The sequence below is a fragment of the Halalkalicoccus subterraneus genome (genome assembly GCF_003697815.1).
GTDB lineage: Archaea > Halobacteriota > Halobacteria > Halobacteriales > Halalkalicoccaceae > Halalkalicoccus > Halalkalicoccus subterraneus.
This window is the reverse complement of record NZ_RDQG01000025.1, coordinates 1-20,788: the sequence shown is the minus strand read 5'-3', so window position 1 is coordinate 20,788 and position 20,788 is coordinate 1. Positions and strand designations below refer to the sequence as shown.

The window sequence follows — 20,788 nt, the reverse complement described above, 5'->3', positions numbered from 1 at the left end:
CAAAACGGATTCCAAGTGTCACGACTCGCTTCCGCGATCGAGGTACTCGCCCTGAACCGCCACGATCTCGCTCGAGTCCTCACAGGCGGCGTATCGCCGGAGTGGCTCCTCGTTGAGTTCCAGAAAGGTGTGTCCCCAGCGGAACTTCGAGAGGATCGATTCGGCATGTTCGCGCTCGCCGAGGATGACCGACCCGGCCGCGAGCGCCTCGACGGTGGTGAGGCGAAACGGCCGACCGAAGTTCACCGGATTGGCAGCGACCAGATACGGCAGCGCGCGGTGTTCACCGGCCATCGAAAAGAGCGCCTCGCCCGCGCTCTCCCACGAGCAATCCAGCGCGACCAGCCGGTCGCTTCGTTCGCGATCCGCGGGCGAGAGCGCCCGCTCGGCGTGGGGGTTGAGCACGATTCCGTACGGTGTTGCGCGATCCGAGCGGTGGAGTTCGACCAGATCGAAGCGCGCGAGCTTCCGGGCCGTGCACTTCTCGGGGTCGTCGTCGCCCTCGTAGCGGACGTGAAGCTGCACTGACGGAGGGGAGACGGTCGGGAGCCAAAAGCCTCCCGTCCCGAACGTTCTTTTGGCGGCTCGACGAGGGTCGACCATGGACGCCGCCCACGAGTACTACCGCGCGATCGACTCGCACGCCTACGACGCCCTCACTGAGTTGCTCGACCCCGACTTCACCCACTACCGCCCCGATCGCACCATCGAGGGCCGCGAGGCGTTCGTAGCGTTCATGCGCGAGGACCGCCCCATGAAAGACACCACCCACGAGCTCGACACCGTCTACGAGGCCGAGGAGGGCGTCGCGGTTCGGGGAAGACTCCTCGATAGCGAGGGCGAGGCGCTCTTCGGCTTCGTCGACGTCTTCGAGTTCTCGACTGCGGGGGTCGTCACGGTCCACACCTACACTCGCTGAGTGGCGCGCCACGTTGCCCCGATCAGCACGCTCGCCCCGACGACGAGCACCACCGGAACGCCCATCGCCGTTCCGATCCCGTAGGCGCCCGTGATCACGCCCATGACGGTGGGAACGACGGCCATCCCGACGTAGGTCGCACTGGTGGAGATCGCGTTTACCGGACCACTGTACTCGCTTGCGGCCTCGACGCCGACCGCCGAGAGGAGGGGGAACTGCCCAGACATGAACAGCCCGAGGACGAACACCGCCGCGAGCATCGCGTAGCCCTCGGTCAGGACGAACGCGACGTACATCGCGGGGATCGCCGGCAGGATCAGGGCCAGCGAGAGGGGCGCGTAGCCGATCCGCTCGGCAAGAACGGTGTAGGTCACCCGCCCGGGGACGTACGCGAGCAAGTATGCGGAGAGGGCCAGCGGCGCGAGCGAGGCGGGCAGCGACGTTCCGGCGTAGTAGGGTAGCCAGGTAAACACCGCGCCCTCGATCCCGCCGACCAGCAACAGCGCACCCGTCATCCCGAGGATCGTGGGCTCGCGGATCAGATCGGCCGCGCCGTCCAGCGAGATCGGGCGCTCGTTCTCCATCCGGTCGGGCAGCGAGAGCCCCCGGATCGAGAGCGCGACCGGGAGGAACCCGAGCCCCAGGAGAACGAAGACGGCCCGCCAGTCGGCGACGCTGATCACGAGCGCCGCCAACACCGGCCCCGAGACCGCCCCGAGCGCCCACGCCAGCGAGTGCAGCGTGAAGATTCGGCCGCGCCGGTCGGGGTAGAGGTGGCTCAACAGCGCGCGGTCGAGCGCGCGCACGCCGCCCAGCGAGATCCCGTGGAGCACCAGCGCACCCAGAAAGAGCGGGTAGACGGGCGCGCCGCTCATCGGGAGCAGGAACGCGCCCGCACTGAGGACGCCGAGCAGCAGCGTCCTGTGGACCCGGATCCGGCCGGCGGCCAGTCCCACGACGAGGACGGTGAGGAAGAAGCCGGCCGTGCCGGCGGGGGCAACGAGGCCCAACAGACCCGGCGAGACGTCGAAGGCCGCCTCGAACTGCGGGAGGAGCGCGCCGCGGATCTGGAGGCTCGCGGCGTCGAGCGCGACGAAGGCGAAGATCGCGACCGTCCAGCGGGTACGGCGCTCCATGTGCCGGGTCACCGACCGGAGGACCAAATACGTCCGCGTCGGGACCGGTTTGGCCGGTAGTTCACTCCCCGTCGCCCGTTCCCAGCGCGCTCTCGCCGACCGGGTCGTGGCCCTCGATGCGCTCCTGACCGCCCATGTAGGAGCGAAGCGCCTCGGGAACAGTGATAGAGCCGTCGTCGTTCTGGTAGTACTCCAGAATGGCGACCATCACGCGCGGGACGGCTACTCCGGAACCGTTGAGCGTGTGGAGGTACTGGGCGGACTCGTGGTGCTCGGGCCGGAACCGAATGCCTGCCCGGCGGGCCTGGAACTCCTCGAAGTTCGAGACCGACGAAACCTCGAGCCAGCGCCCGCCCTCCTCGGGGCCGCCCTCCATGTCGTCGCCCGGTGCCCACACCTCGACGTCGTACTTCTTGGCCTGCGTGAAGCCCATGTCGCCGGTGCACATGTCGAGCACGCGGTAGGGCAGTTCCAGACGCTTCAGGACCTCCTCGGCCTCGTTCAGGAGCCTCTCCAGGCGGTCGTAGCTCTCCTCGGGTCGGACGAAGTTGACGAGTTCGACCTTGTGGAACTGGTGAACGCGAACGTAGCCCCGCGTCTCGGTGCCGTGCTCGCCGGCCTCGCGGCGGAAGTTCGGGGTGAACGCCTGGTGTTTCAGCGGGAGGTCCTCGTCGAGCAGGATCTCGTCGCGGTACATGTTCGTCACCGGGACCTCGGCCGTGGGAAGCAGCCAGAGGTCGTCGTCGTCGTATGCGTCGTCCTGGCGGGCCCCCACGCGGTAGGCGTCCTCGGCGAACTTCGGGAGCTGGCCGGTCCCGCGCATCGAGGCGCTGTTTACCGGAATCGGCGGGACGACGTCGGTGTAGCCCTGCTCGCGGTGGACCGAGAGCATGAACTGGATCAGCGCGTGTTCGAGCCGGGCGCCGTCGCCCTTGACGAACTGATAGCCCCCGCCGGTCACCTTCGCGCCGCGCTCGAAGTCGAGCAGGTCCATCTCCTCGCCGATGTCGTAGTGGGGGACGACCTCGTCGGGGAGTTCGCGCAGGTCCGAAAAGCCCTCGCGGTAGCGCTCCTCGTTGTCGTCCTCGTCCTCGCCGACGGGCACCGATTCGTGGGGGATCTGTGGGAGCTCCAAAAGCGCCTCCTCGAAGCGCGCTTCGAGTTCGTCGGCGTGTTCCTCGATCTCCTGCAGTTCGGCTTTCAGTTCGCTCGATCGCTCGATCGCTTCCTGTGCCTCCTCCTCCTTCCCCTCCCGTTTGAGCTCGCCGATCTCGCTGCTGACCTCGTTTCGCTCGTGGCGAAGCGAGTCGCCCTCGGCTTTCAGTTCGCGCCACTCCTCGTCGACCGCGAGGACCTCGTCGAAGTCGACGTCGACGCCCTTGGCGTCGAGCGCCCACCGCACCGTCTCGGGGTCCTCGCGGAGAATCGAACGGTCGAGCATTCTTGTCCCCGCTTCAGCGCCGGGGGGAAAAGAGCGTATCGGCCTCCGTCGCCGGATGACCAATCCCTATTACCCCTCGACTCCCGAATCGAGTATGGCAATCGGTGACTACTACCCCGTGGATGGCTCCCCCGAGTACTACTACCTCGACACCGGCATGTACGACACCGAGCGCTACGGCGCGGTCTACATCGTCGACGCCGACCGGCCCGCGGTGATCGACACCGGAATCGGAACGAATTACGAGTTCGTTCTCGAAGCGATGGGCGAGATCGGGATCGCTCCCGAGGACCTCGCGGTCATCGCACCCACTCACGTCCACCTCGACCACGCCGGCGGGGCGGGCTACCTCGCCGCCGAATGTCCCAACGCCGAGGTCCACGTTCACGAGATCGGCGCACCCCACCTCGTCGATCCCACCCGGCTGATCGCGGGAACCAAAGCGGCCGTCGAGGACCAATGGAAGTACTACGACGAGCCGAAACCCGTCCCCGAGGAGCGGATCACCGAGCTCTCGGAGGGTGATACGATCGACCTCGGGAACCGGAGTCTGGAGGTGTATCACGCCCCCGGCCACGCGCCCCATCAGGTGATCTATCACGATCCCGACGCCGAGGTCGTCGCGACCGGCGATGCGGCGGGTATTTGGGTGCCCCAATTGGAAACCGTGCGCCAGACCTCCCCGCCGGCGAACTTCGATCTCGAAGCCTGTCTCGCCGACGTCGAGACGATCCGCTCGCTCGATCCGGAACTGTTGTTGTTCGGCCACTTCGGGCCCGCCCCCGCCAGCGACGAACTGCTCGACACCTACAAGGAGGTCCTCACCGAGTGGGTCGAGGCGGTCGAGGAGAAACGCGCGGAACTGGACGACGACGAGGCGGTGATCGATTATTTCGTCGAGAATACGGAGATGGTTGCGGTCTGGGGCGAGCGCAAGGCCCGCGCCGAGGAGCGCCTGAACACGCGGGGCGTGCTGGGCTATCTGGACGCGTCGGCGGAGCCGGAACGGTAAAAGGTATTGGTACGTTAGACGGTCCGAATGGCGCTTTTCCTCCGGTTGGCGGCGCTGTTGGCACTCCTGCTCGTCGGGGCCGGACTCCGCTCGGCGGGCGTCCTCGACGACGCCCGGACCGCCCGGCTCAACGCCGCGGCCTACTACGGCGCGCTCCCGGCGCTGATCTTCGTCTCGACCTACGACCGAGCGATCGGCGAGTTGCTCTCGGCGCGACTGCTGGGCGGGCTGTTGGTCGTCCTGTTCTCGACGGCGACGCTCGCCTGGGTCGTCCACCGGAACCGATCATCGAGTGCCCGCCGGAGCGTCGCGGTCGTCCAGTCCTATCACTCGAATCTCGGGTATCTGGGCCTGCCGCTGGTCGCGTCGACCTTCGGCGCCGACGTGACCGCGGTCGCGAGCGTGGTCCTCGGGGTGGTCTCGCTAGTCCAGGTGCCCCTGACGGTGGCGATCCTCGTCGGGATGAACGACGCCGACGCCGCCATCAAGCGAGAGGTAGCCGAACTCGTGAGAAACCCCGTCCTGCTCTCGCTGTTGGCCGGCCTTGCGGTCGGCTCCTCGGGGGTCGCGGTTCCTGCTGGCGTCGCGGTCGGCCTCGACGCCGTCGGCTCGCTCGCGTTGCCCCTCGCGTTGCTGTGTGTCGGGGCGTCCCTGCAGGTCGACGCCGCCTCGCTCGATCCGGTCGCGACGGGGTCGGTGATCGCGCTGAAGATCGGCTGTATGCCGCTTCTGGCGTGGATCGTCTTCTCGGCGCTGTCGGTCGATCCCGCGACGTTCACCGCAAGCGTCGTGATGCTCGGGACGCCGACGGCAGTCTCGACGTACGTCTTCGCTGGCGAACTCGGTGGCGACCGGGCGTTCGCCTCGCTGAACGTCTTTGGGACGACGCTCGTCTCGGTCGCGACGCTGTTCGTCCTCATCGCGCTGGTCGGGTGACGTGGCGAATAAACTCCACGATCGATGTGTCGCGTTGGCGGCATCCTTTTCGTGCTGTGTCGGGTAGCCACGCGCCATGCACTGGCGCGAGGCCGAATGGCAGTACACCGACGCGGTCATCGGCGGGTCGACGCTCGCTCGACTGTTCGAGGAGACCGTCGACCGGAACGAAGCGCACGTCGCCCAGCGCTACAAGGGCGGCGTCTACGACCGGTCGCTGGCGCCGGCTGTCGTCCCCGCGGCCCCCGACGGCGAGTTCGCGACGCTGACCTACGGCGGGATGGCCGATGTCGTCAGGAACCTCGCGGCCGGGTTTCGAGAACTGGGTATCGAGGCCGGCGACCGCGTGGGGATCTTCGCGGACACCCGCATGGAATGGGCCCAGGCCGACTTCGGCCTGCTCGCCGCCGGCGCGGTCGTCACGACCGTCTACGCGGGCTCCTCGCCCAACCAGGTCGAGTATCTCCTCTCCGACGCCGGCGCGGCGGGCGTCGTCGTCGGAAGCGAGGAGCGCCTCGAACGGGTGCTGGCCGTCGAGGACGAACTCGACCTCTCGTTTATCGTCGTGATGGACGACATCGAGGGCTATGCTGGGCGCGAGGACGTCCTGACGATCGCGGAGCTCCACGACCGGGGCGCGGCGGTGTTCGACCACGAGGCCTACGAGGGCTGGATCGACGCGACCGAACCCGAGGACCTCGCGACGCTGATCTACACCTCGGGGACGACGGGCCAGCCGAAGGGCGTCGAACTCACCCACGCAAATCTCCGGGCGAACGTCAACCAGTGTCGCAGGCGCTTCGGCCCGCGACCCGACAAGGAGGCGAAGGACCTGCCCGCCATCGACACCGACACGCGGACGGTCTCGTTCCTGCCGCTGGCACACGTCCTCGAACGGACCGCCGGGCATTTCCTGATGTTCGCGAGCGGGGCGGCGGTGGCGTATGCCGAAAGCCCCGACACCCTCCAGGAGGACTTTCAAGCAGTGCGACCTACGACGGCCACGAGCGTCCCGCGGGTCTACGAGAAGATCTACGACGCGATCCGATCGCAGGCCAGCGAGTCCGACGTCAAACGGCGGATCTTCGAGTGGGCCGTCGAGGTGGGAAAGGAGTACCACCGGAGCGCCTCGCCGGGACCCGTTCTCAAGGGGAAACAGGCGCTCGCCGACCGGCTGGTCTTCGGGCAGGTCAAGGAGGCACTCGGCGGCGAGATAGAGTTCCTCATCAGCGGCGGGGGCAGCCTCTCGACGGAGCTCTGTGCGCTGTATCACGGGATGGGGATGCCCATCCTCGAAGGCTACGGGCTGACCGAGACCTCGCCCGTGATCTCCGTCAACCCGATCGAAGCCCCCGAGATCGGCACCATCGGCCCGCCGCTTCCCGACGTGGAGGTCCGGGTCGACGAGTCGGTCGTCGGCGAGGCCCAGCGCCGCGAGGTCAACGGTGAAGTCGGCGAACTCTTGGTCAGGGGACCGAACGTCACCCGTGGCTACTGGCGAAACGAGGAGGCGACCGGCGAATCCTTCACCGAAGACGTCCCCGCGAGTACCGCGAGCGGGGAGTCGGAGGGCTCGCCCTCCGGACGGTGGTTCCGCACCGGCGACGTCGTCGAGATCCGTCCGGACGACTACATCGTCTTTCGCGAGCGCGCGAAACAGATCATCGTGCTCTCGACGGGGAAGAACGTCGCGCCCGGACCGCTAGAGGACGCCTTCGCCGCCAGCGAGGTCGTCGAGCAGTGTTTCGTGATGGGTGACGGCCGGAAGTTCATCTCCGCGCTGGTCGTTCCGAGTGTCGAGAGGCTCCGCGAGTGGGCCGCGAAAGAAGGGATTTCCCTCCCCGATTCCGAGCGCGAGATCTGTCGGGACGACCGGGTGCGCGAACGGATCGACCGGGAAGTCGAGCGCGTGAACGGGAACTTCGAGTCCCACGAGCGAATCAAGCAGTTTCGCCTCGTCCCCGAGGAGTTCACCGAGGACAACGGCATGCTGACGCCGACGATGAAGAAGAAACGCCGGAACATCCTCGAACGCTTCGCCGACGACGTCGAGGCGATCTACGCCGAGTAGATCGCACTCAAGGGAGCGCTTTATCGGGACGGGTTCCGTAGGCCGCACCACATGACAGTCTCCGCGAACCTCGTTGGCCAGCGTACCGGAGCGGTAGCGGCAGCTATCGAGTTCCAATGACCGGGTCGTCGTTTTCCCTCCCACTCCCCCCGTTCAGTTTCGAGCCGAACATGCTGCTGATCGTCGCCTCGATCGTCGCGCTCGGGGTGCTCTCGCAGGTGCTCGCCGATCGGTATCGGGTGCCGAGCGTGCTGTTTCTCATCATCTCGGGGATCGTCCTCGGGCCGAAGGTGCTCGGGGTCGTCACGCAGGACGCCTTCGGGGGCTCGCTGTCGACGATCGTCGGGCTCAGCGTCGCGATCATCGTCTTCGAGGGGGCCTTTCACCTCCACGTCGACAAACTGCGCCAGTCCCCCGTGGCCGCCGTACGCCTGATCACCGTCGGCGCGCTGATCTCGTTTCTGGGTACGGCCGCCGCGGTGTACTATCTCCTCGGAGCGGATCTCGGCATCGCGCTCGTCGTCGGGGCGCTGCTGATCGCGACGGGGCCGACCGTCATCACGCCCATCCTCGAGATCGTCCCGGTTCGCCGGCCCGTCGGGGCCGCACTCGAGACCGAGGGGATCGTCAACGACGTGACCGCGGCGATCCTGGCGGCCGTCATCTTCAAGGCCGTCACCGCCCAGCAGATCGATCCCCGGAACTTCTTGGTCGGTTTCAGCCAACGGCTGGCAGTGGGGATCGGGATCGGCCTCGTCGTCGCGGGACTCCTGTGGTACGTCCTCACCCACGTCGACCTCTCGTCGGGCAACGCCCCCGAGAACGCCCGCCTGATCACCTTCGCCGGCGCGTTGGTCGCCTACAGCGTCGCGAACACGATCGCCACCGAGGCCGGCGTCGCCGCGGTCGCGACCGCCGGGGTCGTGCTGGGCAACGTCGAGTTGCCCTACCGCGAGGAGATCGAGGAGTTCAAGGGCACGATCCGACTGATCGTGCTCTCCTTCATCTTCATCGCGCTGGCGGCGTTGATCGAGATCGACACCCTGCTGTCGATGGGGCTCGCCGGCGTCGCCGTCGTGCTCATCGTGGCGCTCGTGTTGCGCCCGCTTCTGGTCTTCCTCTCGACGGTCCGAACCGGTCTCTCGTTCAGGGAGAAACTGTTCGTCAGCGCGGTCGGCCCGCGGGGGATCATCCCCGCCGCGATCGCGACGCTGTTCGCCCTCGAACTCCAGCACATCGCGACCCAGCAGGGACGTCCGGCGCTGATCGAACAGTCGAACATCCTCGCCGGAACGGTCTTCATGGTGATCGTCACCACGGTCGTCCTCCAGGGCGGACCCGCAAGATGGATCGCCGAGCGCCTCGACATCCTTCCCATGCGCGTACTCATCGTCGGTTCGGGCAAGGTCGGTCGATCGCTCGCCGAACGCCTCGACGAGCGCGGCGAGGACGTCATCGTCATCGAGGAGGACCCGGACATCATCGAGTCCTCTCGTTCGGCCGGTTTCACCGTCAAGGAGGGTGATGGCACCGATACGGACGTGCTTCGAAGCGCCGGGATCGAAAACGCGAAGATCGTCGTCGCGGCGACGGGCGACGACGACACGAACCTACTGGTCTCGCAACTCGCACGCACGAGCTTCGACGTCGAGGACGTCATCGCCCGGGTCAACGACCCGAGCAACGTCGAACCGCTCGAGGAGTTGGGCGTGCGGACGATCTCCTCGACCGACGCGACGGCATGGGCGATCGATAACGCCATCGAACGGCCCGCGCTGTCGAACTGGATGACCGAACTGGGTCGGTCGGGCGACGTTCAGGAGATCGTGGTTACCTCCGAGGAGACCGTCGGACGGACCATCGCCGAACTCGAGGACAGTATCCCCGACCGGTGCCAGCTCGCGCTGATCAGCCGCAACGGCGAAACCCTCGTCCCCGCCGCCGACGTCACCGTCAAGGAGGGCGATCACGTCACGTTCCTCGGCCAGCGCGACGCCGTCAGGGAAGCCGTCGACCGGTTCCACCCCCACGACTGACCGGATCGGATCGAAAGGACCGAGAGGTTCGACCGGTGACCCACGGTATGCGCCGCCCACGGTTCCGCCTCTCGGACGTCGCCCAGCAGGTCGTCGGCGGCTTCCTGCTCGCGGGCCCGTTCGTCGTCACCGAGGAGGTGTGGACGCTCGCGGCCAGCATGAGCTGGTGGCAGGCGGTCGCCACGGTCGTGATCGTCGCTCTGATCGGCTACGGCGCGCTCTATACAGCCGACCGGGATCGCGATCCCGAAAGCGAGGACGACGTGGCGGGCGTCCCACTTCGGTTCGTCTCGCTCATGGCGGTCGCGTTCGGCTCCGTCGTCCTCTTGGCCCTGCTCTTCGATGCGCCCGATGCGTTCGACGCCGGCTGGGGCGTCGGCGTGCGCGCGGTCTGCATCGGCGCGGTGTTCAGCGTCGTCGGTGCGGCGACCGCCGACAGCGTCTTCTGACGGACCTTTTTCCGGTTCGGGTTTCCTCGCACGCCTCCGGCGTGCTGCGGGCACCACTCGCCGCAAAAACCTCCTCCAAAAAGCCGCTCGCTCACGTTGTTCGCTCGCGGATGCACCACTTGACCTACCGCCTACGGTTTCGGCTCCTCCTCCGCTAACTCGTCGTAGACCTCGACCACGCTCTCGAAGTAGTCGACGGTTATCAGCCGGAATTCCCCTCCCGGTGGTCCTCGCAGACGAACCGGGTTTTCTCGCCATCCAGTCCGGAGGTGTAACGCCCGCTGCGTCGATCTCGGCCTGCGCCCGCTTTCGTTCCTCCCGCGCTCTACCGGGATGGGAGCCGGTTTCCGTCCGGACGGCGTTCGTCGTTCGTCGTCGATTCCGGTATCGCCGCTTCCGACGGTTCCGAAACCGCACTGACGGCGTAAAACACCGCCTCGGGATCCGGATCGCGGCGCCAGCGCCACCAGGTCTCAACCACCAGTTTCAGCCGCGTCATCCTCCCGAGTTCCGGCCGCGTAGAGAGTACGTCCCAGCCGTTGGCCCTGATGAGGCGGTGGTGTTCCGCGTAGAGGACGGCCGACAGCAGGATGGCGAACTGAGAGTCCTCCGGGAGGTATCGGATGCCGGCGACCCCCTCTCTGTAGAGCCGTTCGGCCCGCTCGAGTTCGGTCCGCATCGCGGCGGCGAACCCCGACGAGAACCGCCCGGACGCGAGGTCGTCCTCGCTCACCCCGTGGGCCTGAAGCGTCCGACGGGGGAGGTAGACCCGGCCGTACTCGTCGATGTCCTCTTTGACGTCCCGAAGGAAGTTGGTCAGTTGGAAGGCTTCGCCGAGCGCCTTCGCGTGGGGTCGCGCCGCCTCGCGATCGGCAGGGTCCAGTACCGCGAGCATCATGTACGCCACGGCCACCGCCGACCCGCGCAGGTACGTCTCCAGTTCCTCGTAGGTCTCGTAGGTCTCGTAGCGCGTCTCGGAGACGTCGCGCTCCATCGCGTCGAGGAAGACGTCGATCTCCTCGGGAGGGATGTCGTGTTCACGGCGGAGGGCCCGGACCGCACGCAGGACGGGTTCCTCGACTTCTCGGTCGCCGAGCACCGCGGTACGGATCCGATCCAGTTCGGCCCGCTGAGCGCTCGGATCCACTTCCGCGGTCGTATCGACGACGTCGTCGGCGATCCGGAAGAAGCCGTAGAGTACGTAGGTCGCCTCGCGATATCGGGGCGGCAACAGCCGCGTCGCCACGTGGAACGTCGGTCCGGTCCGGCGTTGGATCTCCCTCCCGGCCCGACGCTGTTCGTCGTCGATCAGTCCGCCATCGCCGTCCCGGAGGTAGTTCCTGAACACGGGTCGGTCGAGGTACGCACGGCCGATGTATCAGATTATTACCTTCCTAGTAGGGTACTGCCTGTGGCTGACGGCGATTCGTCCCGTCCGCCGGTCGCATCGTCGGTCGTCGGGTCGGCACACGGATAGCTCCCGTATCCGATAGTCGTGCACGCTCGAGTTGGTGCGAGAGCGCTAGAGCAATCGGAGACCCTACCCCACGGACGGTGGGACCAACGGTCGGCCCTACTCGACAGCGAAGGCCTGCTCCAAAAAGCGGACCAACAGATAGGCGCCCAGCCGCGAGGTCCCCTCGGTGGGGTCGTAGGTCGGCGCGACCTCCATCAGGTCGACCGCGCCCACCGCCTCACTGGCCCCCAATACGTCCATCGTCGTCAGCGCCTCCTCGGCCGAGAGCCCGCCCGGAACGGGGGTGCCGGTGCCGGGGGCCACGGACGGATCGACCGCGTCGATGTCGAAGGTGACGTAGACCGCGTCAGTGCCATCGGCCGCGGCCGCGACTGCCCGCTCGACCACACTCTCGATCCCCTCCTCGCGCACCTCGTTCATCGTAAAGAGGTTTAGTCCAACTTCGTCGGCAAAGTCGAAGAAGTCGGGGCTCTCGTAGCCCCGGATCCCGACCTGACTGACGGTTTCGTACTCCGCGAACTCCGAATCGGCGATGTGGTGGGTACTCGATCCGTGAAAATGCTCGCCGAAGACCGCACTCTCGGCGACGGTATCGGTGTGGGCGTCGATCTGAACCAGTCCCACCGAATCGGCGTCGATCCCCTCGGCGAACCCCCGGACGGCGGGATAGGTACAGTAGTGGTCCCCGCCCAGTAATACGGGAAACGCTCGCTGGGCGACCGTCGCGACGTGGGCGGTGATGCTCTCGGCGGTCGTCTCGCGGTCCATCGGGAAAACGGGTATATCGCCGCAGTCGGCGACCGAGAGCTTCGAGAAATCCACTTGCGCTCCCGTGCCCATGTTCGTCAGCCCGCCCTTGTAGCCCGACAGATAGGCCCACCACCCGCTGGCCTGCCGGATGGCCTCGGGGCCGTAGCGCGTCCCGGGGCGGTTGCTCACCGCCGAGTCGTAGGGCGCGCCCAGCACGCCGACGTCGCTCTCGGAGAGGTCCTCGACGTCGCGCGGGTCGCCCTTGAGAAAGGTGTTGAGTCCCGCGTACGCGAGTTCGACGCTCGATTCGGGTACTCGCTCGCGGAATCGGGCGGCGGGCGAGCTCTCGCTGTTTTCGGTCATACCTCGACGCGCGAGGAGCAGGCGCTTATGCGTTCCGTGATCGCGCCGAAATCGGTTGGAAACTGGCCGTTCGTCAGCCGGATTGCAGAAACGCTGTGGGATCGTAGCACCTATACCCCCGGAAGGGGCAGTCGAGCCATGGTTGCGTCGCCAATCGACGGCGGAGTCATCGTTCTCTATCTCCTCGGAATGCTCGGGATCGGCTACTGGGGCTATCGCCGCTCGGAGTCCCTGGAGGAGTACCTCGTCGCCGGACGGAACATCCCGCTGTGGATGTACGTGCCGGTCATGTCGGCGGTCATTCTGGGTGGGGCCTCGACGATCGGCGGCGGCGGGCTGGGCTACCAGTACGGGATCTCGGGCGCGTGGCTCGTCGTCTGGCTCGGACTGGGCGTCGCCGCGGTCGGCCTACTGATCTCGACCCAGCTCGCGAACCTGAAAGCCTACACGCTGGGCGAGGTGCTCGAACGCCGCTTCGATGCCTATTCGGGGACCGTCGGTGCGGCCGTCGCGGGCGTCTACGCGCTGACGATCGCCATCACGCAGGTGATCTCGATCGGGACCGTCCTGAGCGCGCTTTCGGGGTACGGGATCACGGAGATGACCGTCCTCGCGGGTGTCATCGTCGTCGCCTACACGGCCATGGGGGGGATGCTCTCGGTGACGATCACCGACTTCCTCCAGTGGCTGGTGATGACCGTCGGGGTCTTCGCGCTCGCCCTGCCGCTCGGCCTCATCGAGGTCGGCGGGATCTCCGGCCTGCAGGCGGAGCTCGACCCCTCCTACTTCAGCCCCGGCGGGATCGGGTGGGGAACGGTGTTCACCTACTTCCTCCTCTACTTCCTCGGGATCATGATCGGCCAGGACATCTGGCAGCGGGTCTTCACCGCCGACAGCCCCCGCACGGCACGGGTCGGGAACGTCGCGACCGGCGCCTATGCGGTCGTCTACGGCATCGCAACCGCCCTCTTGGGCATGATCGCGCTCGTGCTGTTCCCGGCGATCGAGAACCCCGACCTCGCGCTGCCGACGATGGTCCTCGAAACCGTCCCGGTCGGTCTCTCCGGGTTGATCCTCGCTGGCTTCATCTCCGCGATGATGTCGACCGCCGATTCGGCACTGCTCGCTTCGAGCACGCTGTTTACGAACGACGTCTACCGACGCTTCATCGACCCCGACGCCAGCGAGAAGCGCTACACCGCCACCTCCCGGGTCGGGATCGTCGTGCTGGGGGCGATCTCGATCGGGGCCGCCGTCCTCATCGGGGACGTGGTCAACGCCCTGACGCTCGCGTACAACCTGCTGACGGGCGCGGTCTTCGTGCCGATTCTGGGCGCCTTTTTCTGGAAGGGCGCGACCTGGCAGGGGGCGCTCTCGGCGATCATCGGCGGGTCGGTCGTCGTCGTCGCGAGCATGGCGGCCTACGGGTTCGCCTCGAACCGTCCGATCGTCTACGGGCTGGCGACGAGTCTCGTCCTCTTCATCGGCGTGGGGCTTCTGACCGGTCCGCCGCCGCGCGAGAAACTCGAACGCTGGCTCGCGGATACCGCCTCGGAACCGACCGTCGAGTGATCGGGCGCGCAGCTTTATTGATGCGGGTTCCGAACCCCGTATCATGCTTCACGCAGACGGACCGCTGTGCTCGATCGATCTCGGGGAGCGCAGTCACGACACGGAGGACATCGACGACGTTCTTTCGAGCTTCATCGGCGGGCGCGGCGTCGGGACGAAACTCGCCTTCGAGCGGGTTCCCTTCGATGCCGATCCGCTGGGACCGGAAAACCGCTTGTACTTCACCACCGGCCCGATGCAGGCCAGCCGGATGAGCTACACGGGCCGGACGAACGCGACCGCGCTCTCGCCGCTCACGGGGGGACTCGTCTCCTCGAACGCCGGCGGGTTCGTCTCGCGCAACCTCGCCGGGACGGGCTACGGCGCGATCGAACTCATAGGAGAGAGCGACGAACCGGTCGCGATCCACGTCACCGACGAGGGCGTCGAGTTCGATCCGGTCCCCGATCTAGAGGGCGCGCTCGTCTCCGAGGTGACCGAATACGTAGAACACGAGCGCGACCTGAACGAGGAACACGCGGTCGCGATCGGGCCCGCCGGCGAGAACCTGGTGAAGTTCGCCTCGATCATGACCACCGAATCGCGGGCGTTCGGCCGGGGCGGACTCGGGGCGGTGCTGGGCTCGAAGAACGTCAAGGCGATCACCTTCGACGGCGATTCCCATCCCGAGATCGAGATCCCCGACGTCCAGAACGACGTCCACCGCGAGGCCGCGACCACCGATCACATCATGAAGCGGCAGGGAACGACGTCAGTAACGGACCTCGCCAACGAGGTCAACGGCCTCCCGACCCGGTATTTCTCCGAGCAACAGTTCGAGGACGCGGAGGGGATCAACGGGGATCGCGTCGAGGAGAAGAAGTTCAAGAAGGGCACCTGTTCGGCGTGTGCCTTCGCCTGCAAGCTCCCGACCAAGGACGAGGAGCGCGGCGTCGAAACCGAGGGCCCCGAGTTCGAGACGGTGATGGCCTTCGGCTCGAACTGCGCGATCGACGACATCGTCGACGTGATGCAGTCGAACGAGCTCTGTGACGAACTCGGCCTTGACACCATCTCGTGTGGCAACACCGTGGCAGGCTATCTCGCGAGCGAGGACGCCTTTGGCGACGCCGAACTGATCCACGAGACGGTCGAAAAGATCGCCCGCCGGGAGGGGATCGGCGACACGCTCGCCGAGGGAATCAGCCGCGCCCACAAGGAGCTCGGCGTCGGAAACTGGACGGTCAAGCACCTCTCGTTTGCGGGCCACGAGGGCCGGACGCTGCACGGCCAGGGGCTGGCCTACGCGGTCGCGAACCGCGGCGCGGACCACATGTATTCGACGTTTTACGCGTGGGAGTACCCGCTGGTGGGGAAGGACGACGCCTTCCCGCAGGGCGGCTTCGAGGGGAAACCCGAGGCGGTCGTCCGGCAGGAGAACGCTCGCGCGCTGGAGGACTGTGGGATCGTCTGTCGGTTCTCTCGGGGGATCATGAACCCCGACAGGTATGAGGCGCTGTTTTCGGCCGACCACGAGGACCTGCTCGAGGTCGGCGCGCGCGTCGTCGAGATAGAACGCGAGTTCAACAATCGCCGCGGGTTCGACCGTGCGGACGATACCCTTCCCTACGCCGAGCAGTTGGAGGGGTTCGAGGACGCCCTCTCGGAGTACTATGCGGTTCGGGGCTGGAACGATGACGGCACCGTTTCGGCCGCTTCCGCGGACGACTGACCGCGGAGCAGATCGCTCGGCGGTGCAACCATTTATCGTGTGGGATTCGGATGGGGATGTATGGCACTCGATTACGAGGAGGAGGTCGCGGCGTTCGAGTGGGAGATTCCCGACGACTACAACCTGCCCGACGTGATCCGCGGGCACGCAGAGGCGTTCGGCGAGCGGACGGCGATCGCCTTCATCAGCGCCTCCGGGGGGCGCAACGAGCGCACCTACGGCGAGCTCCTCGCCGACATGAACCGGTTCGGGAACGCCCTTTCGGATCTCGGCGTCGGGACGGGTGACCGCGTGATGCACCTCCTGCCGCGCCACCCGAACGTCTTCTCGGTTCAACTAGGTGCGCTCGCGGCGGGCGCGGTGCTCGTTCCCTGTTCGGCGATGCTCAAACCCAAGGACATCGCGTTTCGTGCCGAGGACTGTGGCGCGGGGACGATCGTCTGTCACGAGTCGCTGATCGAGATGGTCGAACCCGTCGTCGAGGACACCCCGATAGAACGGGTGATCGTCGTTGGGGGCGCGCGCCGACCGCCCGAGGGCCGTGAGGAGGGGGTTGACACCGAGGAACGGCCCGACGGCTGGTACGAGTACGCCGACCTCGTCGACGACGGTTCGAACGAGTTCGACGGGCCAGATCTGGGTGCCGAGGACCCGATGACGATCAACTACACCTCCGGTACCACTGGGAAACCCAAACCCGTCCTCCACAAACACCGCTGGATGCACTGTTTTTCGCGTGTCAACGGCCCCTACTGGTGGGGGATCGACGAGGAGACGGACCTCGAATCCGAACTGCTGTGGGCGACCACGGGAACGGGGTGGGCCAAGTGGTTCTGGAGCCCCGTCGGCGTGGCGCTCACCGCGGGCGCGACCCAGCTCATCTACGACGGCGAGTTCGCTTCTGAAAGATTTCTCTCGCTGATAGAACAGGAGGGCGTCACCCGGCTGTGTGCGGTCCCGACCCAGTATCGGATGTTCACGCAGGCCGACCTCTCGGCGTACGAACTCGAACTCACCGACGCTCTCTCGGCGGGCGAGCCATTGAACAGAGAACCGATCGAGGAGATCCAGGAGGCCTTCGACGTGACGCCGCGAGACGGCTACGGCCAGACCGAGACCGTGGCGCTCGTCACGAACCACCCCGGGATCGAGGTCAAGCCCGGCAGCATGGGCAAACCCGCGCCGGGCATGGGGACGACGATCATCGACACGCAGGAGGAAGAAGAGGTCGACGACGGCGAGATCGGCGAGGTCGCCGTTCCGGTCGACTGTCCGGGTGTCTTCGACGGATACTATGAAAAGCCCCGCCTTGACGAGCGGACCTTCCACGGCGAGTACTACCGGACCGGCGATCTGGCGAGTCGCGACGAGGACGGATACTTCTTCTTCGAGGGGCGGGCCGACGACATCATCATCTCGGCAGGGTATCGGATCGGTCCCTTCGAGGTCGAGGACGCGCTCGTCTCTCACGAGGCGGTCGCGGAGGCGGCGGCGGTCGAGAGTCCCCACGAGGAGCGGGGCAACGTCGTGAAAGCCTACGTCGTTCTCGCGGAGGGCTACGAGGGAAGCGAGGAGTTAGAGAGAGAAATCCAGGAGTTCACGAAGGAGGAGACGGCTCCCTACAAGTATCCTCGACGGGTGGAGTTCGTCGAGGAACTCCCCAAGACCTCCAGCGGGAAGATCCGCCGGATCGAGCTTCGAGAGCAGGAACAGTCGGAGTTCGGGGAGTAGTCTCAACCGTCCATCGAGCCGTCGGATTCGGGCCTATCGCGAGAACTCGATGGCCGCGCCCTGTCCGAATCCGACACAGAGCGTCGCCAGCCCGCGATCCGCATCGCGCTCGATCAGTTCGTGGACCAGCGTCACCGGGAGGCGGGCGCCGCTTGCGCCAAGCGGGTGGCCGACCGCGATCGCCCCGCCGTTGACGTTGAACTTCTCGTCGGGAACCCCCAGTTCGTGCTGGCTGTAGAGCGTCTGGCTCGCGAACGCCTCGTTGAGCTCGACCAGATCGTACTCCTCGATCGAGCGACCAGTCCGTTCGAGCAGACCCTCGGTCGCCGGGACGGGTCCGATTCCCATCACGGTGGGGTCGACGCCGGCAACGTTGTTCGAACCGACCTCCGCCAGCACCTCCAGGCCGTGGTCCTCGGCGAACCCGCGGCTCGTGACGAGCGTGGCGGCCGCGCCGTCGGAGATCTGGGAGGCGTTGCCGGGCGTGACCGTCCCGTCACCCTTGAACACCGTCGGGAGCCCCGCGAGGGTCTCCATGTCGGTGTCGTGGCGGATCCCCTCGTCAACGCTGACGGTGCCGTCGTCCGTTTCGATGGGGACGATCTGGTCGTCGAAGCGACCCTCGTCGGTCGCCGCCGCCGCCCGCTGATGGCTCCGCAGTGCGTACTCGTCCTGTTCCTCCCGGGAGACGTCGAACTCCTCGGCGACCTTCTCCGCGGTCATTCCCATCTCCAGTTCCCCGACGTTGTAGTGGTCCGCCAGTTCGGGGTGGAGGTGCTGGTAGGACTGGCCGTCCATCGGTACGCGGCTCATCGACTCGACGCCGCCGGCGATGATCGCGTCGCGCTGGCCGGCGCGGATGGCGTCGGAGGCGGAGATGATCGCCTGCATCGAGGAGGCACACCAGCGGTTGATCGTCGTCGCCGGGACGCCCTCGCCCAGTTCCGAGAGCAGCGCGATCACGCGCGCGACGTTGTTGTCCTGCTCGGTGCGCTGCTGGGCACAGCCCCACATCAGGTCGTCGATCTCCTCGCCGCTCAGTCCGGTCTCGGCGAGGATCTCGTCGATCAGCGGGATCGAGAGGTCCTCGCTGCGCACGTCCGCGAGCGCGCCGTCCTGTTTACCCTGTGGGGTTCGGAACGCCTGCACGATCACGGGAGTGGTGTCCGATGACATTGTACCCGCTTCGGGCGGCGGAGACTTAAACGGCGTCACAACTGCCAGCAGTACACGAGGAGTTCACTCCCCGTCCGAGTCGAGCGACACCGCTCGTCCGAGCGTCCGACACTCGGTCAGGCTGTTGCGCGCCCACCGCACCGCCCGGTCGGCGTCGGTGATGAGCGTCCCCCGCAGGTTCCCCGAGTCGTCGTAGACGCCGACCCAGACCGTCGTCCCGTCGAAGACGGCGATCCCCATGTTCGGGCAGAACGGCTCTTCGAGCTGGTACAGCGCGAAATTGGGCTCCGCGAGCGTCTCGCGAAATTCCGTCTCGTACTCCCGGTGGAGCGAACGGACCAGCGCGGCGTCGAGGTAGAGTTCGATCTCCGTGTCGGTCCCCGTACTCTGGCGGTGGAACACCGTGACGTACTGCGGGAACGAGACCGGCGAGTACCCCACGACCGTCCGGGCGCCCTCGACCAGCTCCTCGAACTCCCGGATCGGCTCGTGGGGTACGGGTGGGTCGGCGTACGTGACCTCGGCGTCCGCGAACGCCTCGCTGTCGAACTCGGTGTCCGGCGGGAGATACTCGAGCAGGTCGCGCATCGAACGGAGCCGGTCGTAGCGAGCGAGCAGCGACTCGAACTCCGCAAGTGCGAGCCGCCCGAACAGCGTCAGCCGGTAGTTCCCGTTCACCCGCTCGACGACCCCGATCGTTTCGAGCTCCCGGAGCGCCCGGTTGACCGTCTGGCGCGAGACGTCGACCCGCTCGGTGAGGGCGGGCTTGTCGAGCGCCTCGTCGCCGAGACGGCTGATCACCGTCCGGCGTCGAGAGAGGGTATCGAGGAGGTCGCTCGCGGCGGAGCTCATAGTGTACTAATATAAACCAAACGACATAAATCTGTGTACGGCACGAGTCGTTCGCGGGGATCAGCCGCGGAAACCAGCGGAGACGGGTCGATGGCGTTAAGAATCTGGGCCGGTAACCCTACTAGGAATGAGCAATTCGGCGCTTCCGGTGGTCGAGTTCCTGCTGACGGCACACGCTTACAGCACCGACCAGCGCTTCGACGAGAACGACCTCCCTGCCGACTACCGTAAGGTGTTCTGGGAGGGTGGATCGATCGAGCGACCGCTCACGGTGACCGAGGGGATCGCGCGCGAGGCGACCGAGGTGGCCGAGCCGTGGGAGGCGGTCTCGGACCTCCTCTTTACCACGCGCGAGGAGTTCTCCGGCGGGATCTCGCTGTCGGATCCCGATCTGGCCGCCGACTGGTTCGCGAAACGGGCCGACGAGGAGCGACTGGCGAACAACCCGACGCTTTCCGGCTTCTACGAGGACCGCGAGATCGACGTTCCGGTCGACTACGAGCGCGCCCGCGAGAACGCTCGCCCCATCCGGGCCGACCGGGTCTGGATCGACAACCTCCTCGAGACGTACTTCGATCCCGACGACGAGGAGGAAGCGGAGATGCTCGACCTCGTCGACATCCGCGCGCCCGAGGAGATCGAGATGACCCTCGAGGACCTCGTGTTGACCGGCCAGCAGGAAGCCGAGATCGAGAAGATCGTCAAGGCCATCGAGCACCGCGACTACCTCGCGGAGATCGGCCTGCGCGAGATCGGCAAACTCCTCTTCGTCGGCCCGCCGGGAACCGGGAAGACGACCACCTCGCGGGCGCTGGCTCACGATCTGGACCTGCCGTTCGTGGAGGTCAAACTCTCGATGATCACCAGCCAGTATCTGGGCGAAACGGCCAAAAACGTCGATAAGGTCTTCGAGGTCGCGAAACGCCTCTCGCCGTGTATCCTCTTCATCGACGAGTTCGACTTCGTCGCCAAGACGCGTCGCAGCGACGAGCACGCCGCGATCAAGCGCGCGGTCAACACGCTCCTGAAATCGATCGACGAGGTGAGCCTGATCCAGGACGACGTGCTGTTGATCGGCGCGACCAACCACCCCGATCAGCTCGACGCCGCCGCGTGGCGACGCTTCGACGAGATCGTCAACTTCCCCAAACCCGAC

The 20,788-nt window shown here is 66.5% G+C and carries 17 protein-coding genes; 10 read left to right on the top strand and 7 right to left on the bottom strand.

The features are described from left to right. Window positions 1-18: 18 nt before the first annotated feature. Complete coding sequence (locus EAO80_RS07170; RefSeq protein WP_122089242.1) at window positions 19-525, bottom strand: DUF367 family protein; 507 nt, start codon at window positions 523-525, stop codon at window positions 19-21. A gap of 76 nt (window positions 526-601) precedes the next feature. Here EAO80_RS07170 and EAO80_RS07165 point away from each other — a divergent pair, with 76 nt between their 5' ends. Further along, complete coding sequence (locus tag EAO80_RS07165) at window positions 602-919, top strand: nuclear transport factor 2 family protein (RefSeq protein ID WP_122089241.1); 318 nt, start codon at window positions 602-604, stop codon at window positions 917-919. Here the strand turns inward: EAO80_RS07165 and EAO80_RS07160 are convergent. Continuing rightward, window positions 907-2,055, bottom strand: coding sequence for an MFS transporter (locus EAO80_RS07160; protein ID WP_122089240.1), 1,149 nt, complete (start codon window positions 2,053-2,055; stop codon window positions 907-909). The two genes, EAO80_RS07165 and EAO80_RS07160, sit on opposite strands and share 13 nt — an antisense overlap. A 61-nt stretch (window positions 2,056-2,116) precedes the next feature. Continuing rightward, window positions 2,117-3,496: a serine--tRNA ligase gene (gene serS / locus EAO80_RS07155; RefSeq protein WP_122089239.1), complete on the bottom strand. Its 1,380-nt coding sequence runs from the start codon at window positions 3,494-3,496 to the stop codon at window positions 2,117-2,119. Between the two features lie 94 nt (window positions 3,497-3,590). Here serS and EAO80_RS07150 point away from each other — a divergent pair, with 94 nt between their 5' ends. The 5 genes from EAO80_RS07150 (at window position 3,591) to EAO80_RS07130 (ending at window position 10,000) form a co-directional block, all read left to right on the top strand. Next, window positions 3,591-4,508 (top strand): MBL fold metallo-hydrolase, encoded by a 918-nt coding sequence (locus tag EAO80_RS07150; RefSeq protein ID WP_122089238.1) that lies wholly within the window; start codon window positions 3,591-3,593, stop codon window positions 4,506-4,508. 27 nt (window positions 4,509-4,535) lie between these two features. Then, the gene (locus tag EAO80_RS07145) at window positions 4,536-5,444 is read left to right on the top strand and encodes an AEC family transporter (protein WP_122089237.1); all 909 of its coding nucleotides are present in this window, start codon (window positions 4,536-4,538) and stop codon (window positions 5,442-5,444) included. 76 nt (window positions 5,445-5,520) lie between these two features. Beyond that, window positions 5,521-7,515, top strand: a complete 1,995-nt coding sequence (locus EAO80_RS07140) for an AMP-dependent synthetase/ligase (protein WP_122089236.1) — start codon at window positions 5,521-5,523, stop codon at window positions 7,513-7,515. Between the two features lie 116 nt (window positions 7,516-7,631). Then, a complete protein-coding gene (locus EAO80_RS07135; protein WP_122089235.1) occupies window positions 7,632-9,551 on the top strand; it encodes a cation:proton antiporter domain-containing protein in 1,920 nt (639 codons plus the stop codon). A gap of 47 nt (window positions 9,552-9,598) precedes the next feature. Next, window positions 9,599-10,000, top strand: a complete 402-nt coding sequence (locus EAO80_RS07130; protein WP_122089234.1) for a DUF2391 family protein — start codon at window positions 9,599-9,601, stop codon at window positions 9,998-10,000. A 325-nt stretch (window positions 10,001-10,325) separates the two neighbouring features. Here EAO80_RS07130 and EAO80_RS07125 read toward each other — a convergent pair whose 3' ends face one another. Next, window positions 10,326-11,309 carry a phytoene/squalene synthase family protein gene (locus EAO80_RS07125; RefSeq protein ID WP_394343433.1) on the bottom strand — a complete coding sequence of 328 codons (984 nt, stop codon included), beginning with the start codon at window positions 11,307-11,309 and terminating at the stop codon, window positions 10,326-10,328. Between the two features lie 264 nt (window positions 11,310-11,573). Further along, window positions 11,574-12,590 (bottom strand): agmatinase family protein, encoded by a 1,017-nt coding sequence (locus EAO80_RS07120; RefSeq protein ID WP_122089233.1) that lies wholly within the window; start codon window positions 12,588-12,590, stop codon window positions 11,574-11,576. A 138-nt stretch (window positions 12,591-12,728) separates the two neighbouring features. On the opposite strand from EAO80_RS07120, the gene EAO80_RS07115 reads away from it, so the two are divergent. The 3 genes from EAO80_RS07115 to EAO80_RS07105 are packed head-to-tail and all read left to right on the top strand — an operon-like array spanning window position 12,729 to window position 17,604. Further along, window positions 12,729-14,162, top strand: a complete 1,434-nt coding sequence (locus EAO80_RS07115) for a sodium:solute symporter (RefSeq protein ID WP_122089232.1) — start codon at window positions 12,729-12,731, stop codon at window positions 14,160-14,162. A 43-nt stretch (window positions 14,163-14,205) separates the two neighbouring features. Further along, window positions 14,206-15,873: an aldehyde ferredoxin oxidoreductase family protein gene (locus tag EAO80_RS07110; RefSeq protein WP_122089231.1), complete on the top strand. Its 1,668-nt coding sequence runs from the start codon at window positions 14,206-14,208 to the stop codon at window positions 15,871-15,873. A gap of 60 nt (window positions 15,874-15,933) precedes the next feature. Then, window positions 15,934-17,604 (top strand): acyl-CoA synthetase, encoded by a 1,671-nt coding sequence (locus EAO80_RS07105; protein ID WP_122089230.1) that lies wholly within the window; start codon window positions 15,934-15,936, stop codon window positions 17,602-17,604. A 33-nt stretch (window positions 17,605-17,637) separates the two neighbouring features. On the opposite strand, the gene EAO80_RS07100 is transcribed toward EAO80_RS07105, so the two are convergent. Next, window positions 17,638-18,780: a thiolase family protein gene (locus EAO80_RS07100; RefSeq protein WP_122089229.1), complete on the bottom strand. Its 1,143-nt coding sequence runs from the start codon at window positions 18,778-18,780 to the stop codon at window positions 17,638-17,640. A 63-nt stretch (window positions 18,781-18,843) separates the two neighbouring features. Beyond that, window positions 18,844-19,632 carry a helix-turn-helix transcriptional regulator gene (locus tag EAO80_RS07095; RefSeq protein WP_122089228.1) on the bottom strand — a complete coding sequence of 263 codons (789 nt, stop codon included), beginning with the start codon at window positions 19,630-19,632 and terminating at the stop codon, window positions 18,844-18,846. A gap of 127 nt (window positions 19,633-19,759) precedes the next feature. Between EAO80_RS07095 and EAO80_RS07090 the strand changes: the two genes are divergently transcribed. Beyond that, the coding region (locus EAO80_RS07090; protein WP_162993916.1) for an ATP-binding protein at window positions 19,760-20,788 on the top strand (1,029 nt) is incomplete at its 3' end.

Coding starts and splice junctions, on each gene's coding strand:
- EAO80_RS07165 (WP_122089241.1), top strand. CDS start 602: ATGGACGCCGCCCACGAGTACTACCGCGCGATCGACTCGCACGCCTAC.
- EAO80_RS07160 (WP_122089240.1), bottom strand. CDS start 2,055: ATGGAGCGCCGTACCCGCTGGACGGTCGCGATCTTCGCCTTCGTCGCG.
- serS (WP_122089239.1), bottom strand. CDS start 3,496: ATGCTCGACCGTTCGATTCTCCGCGAGGACCCCGAGACGGTGCGGTGG.
- EAO80_RS07150 (WP_122089238.1), top strand. CDS start 3,591: ATGGCAATCGGTGACTACTACCCCGTGGATGGCTCCCCCGAGTACTAC.
- EAO80_RS07145 (WP_122089237.1), top strand. CDS start 4,536: ATGGCGCTTTTCCTCCGGTTGGCGGCGCTGTTGGCACTCCTGCTCGTC.
- EAO80_RS07140 (WP_122089236.1), top strand. CDS start 5,521: ATGCACTGGCGCGAGGCCGAATGGCAGTACACCGACGCGGTCATCGGC.
- EAO80_RS07135 (WP_122089235.1), top strand. CDS start 7,632: ATGACCGGGTCGTCGTTTTCCCTCCCACTCCCCCCGTTCAGTTTCGAG.
- EAO80_RS07130 (WP_122089234.1), top strand. CDS start 9,599: ATGCGCCGCCCACGGTTCCGCCTCTCGGACGTCGCCCAGCAGGTCGTC.
- EAO80_RS07120 (WP_122089233.1), bottom strand. CDS start 12,590: ATGACCGAAAACAGCGAGAGCTCGCCCGCCGCCCGATTCCGCGAGCGA.
- EAO80_RS07115 (WP_122089232.1), top strand. CDS start 12,729: ATGGTTGCGTCGCCAATCGACGGCGGAGTCATCGTTCTCTATCTCCTC.
- EAO80_RS07110 (WP_122089231.1), top strand. CDS start 14,206: ATGCTTCACGCAGACGGACCGCTGTGCTCGATCGATCTCGGGGAGCGC.
- EAO80_RS07105 (WP_122089230.1), top strand. CDS start 15,934: ATGGCACTCGATTACGAGGAGGAGGTCGCGGCGTTCGAGTGGGAGATT.
- EAO80_RS07100 (WP_122089229.1), bottom strand. CDS start 18,780: ATGTCATCGGACACCACTCCCGTGATCGTGCAGGCGTTCCGAACCCCA.
- EAO80_RS07095 (WP_122089228.1), bottom strand. CDS start 19,632: ATGAGCTCCGCCGCGAGCGACCTCCTCGATACCCTCTCTCGACGCCGG.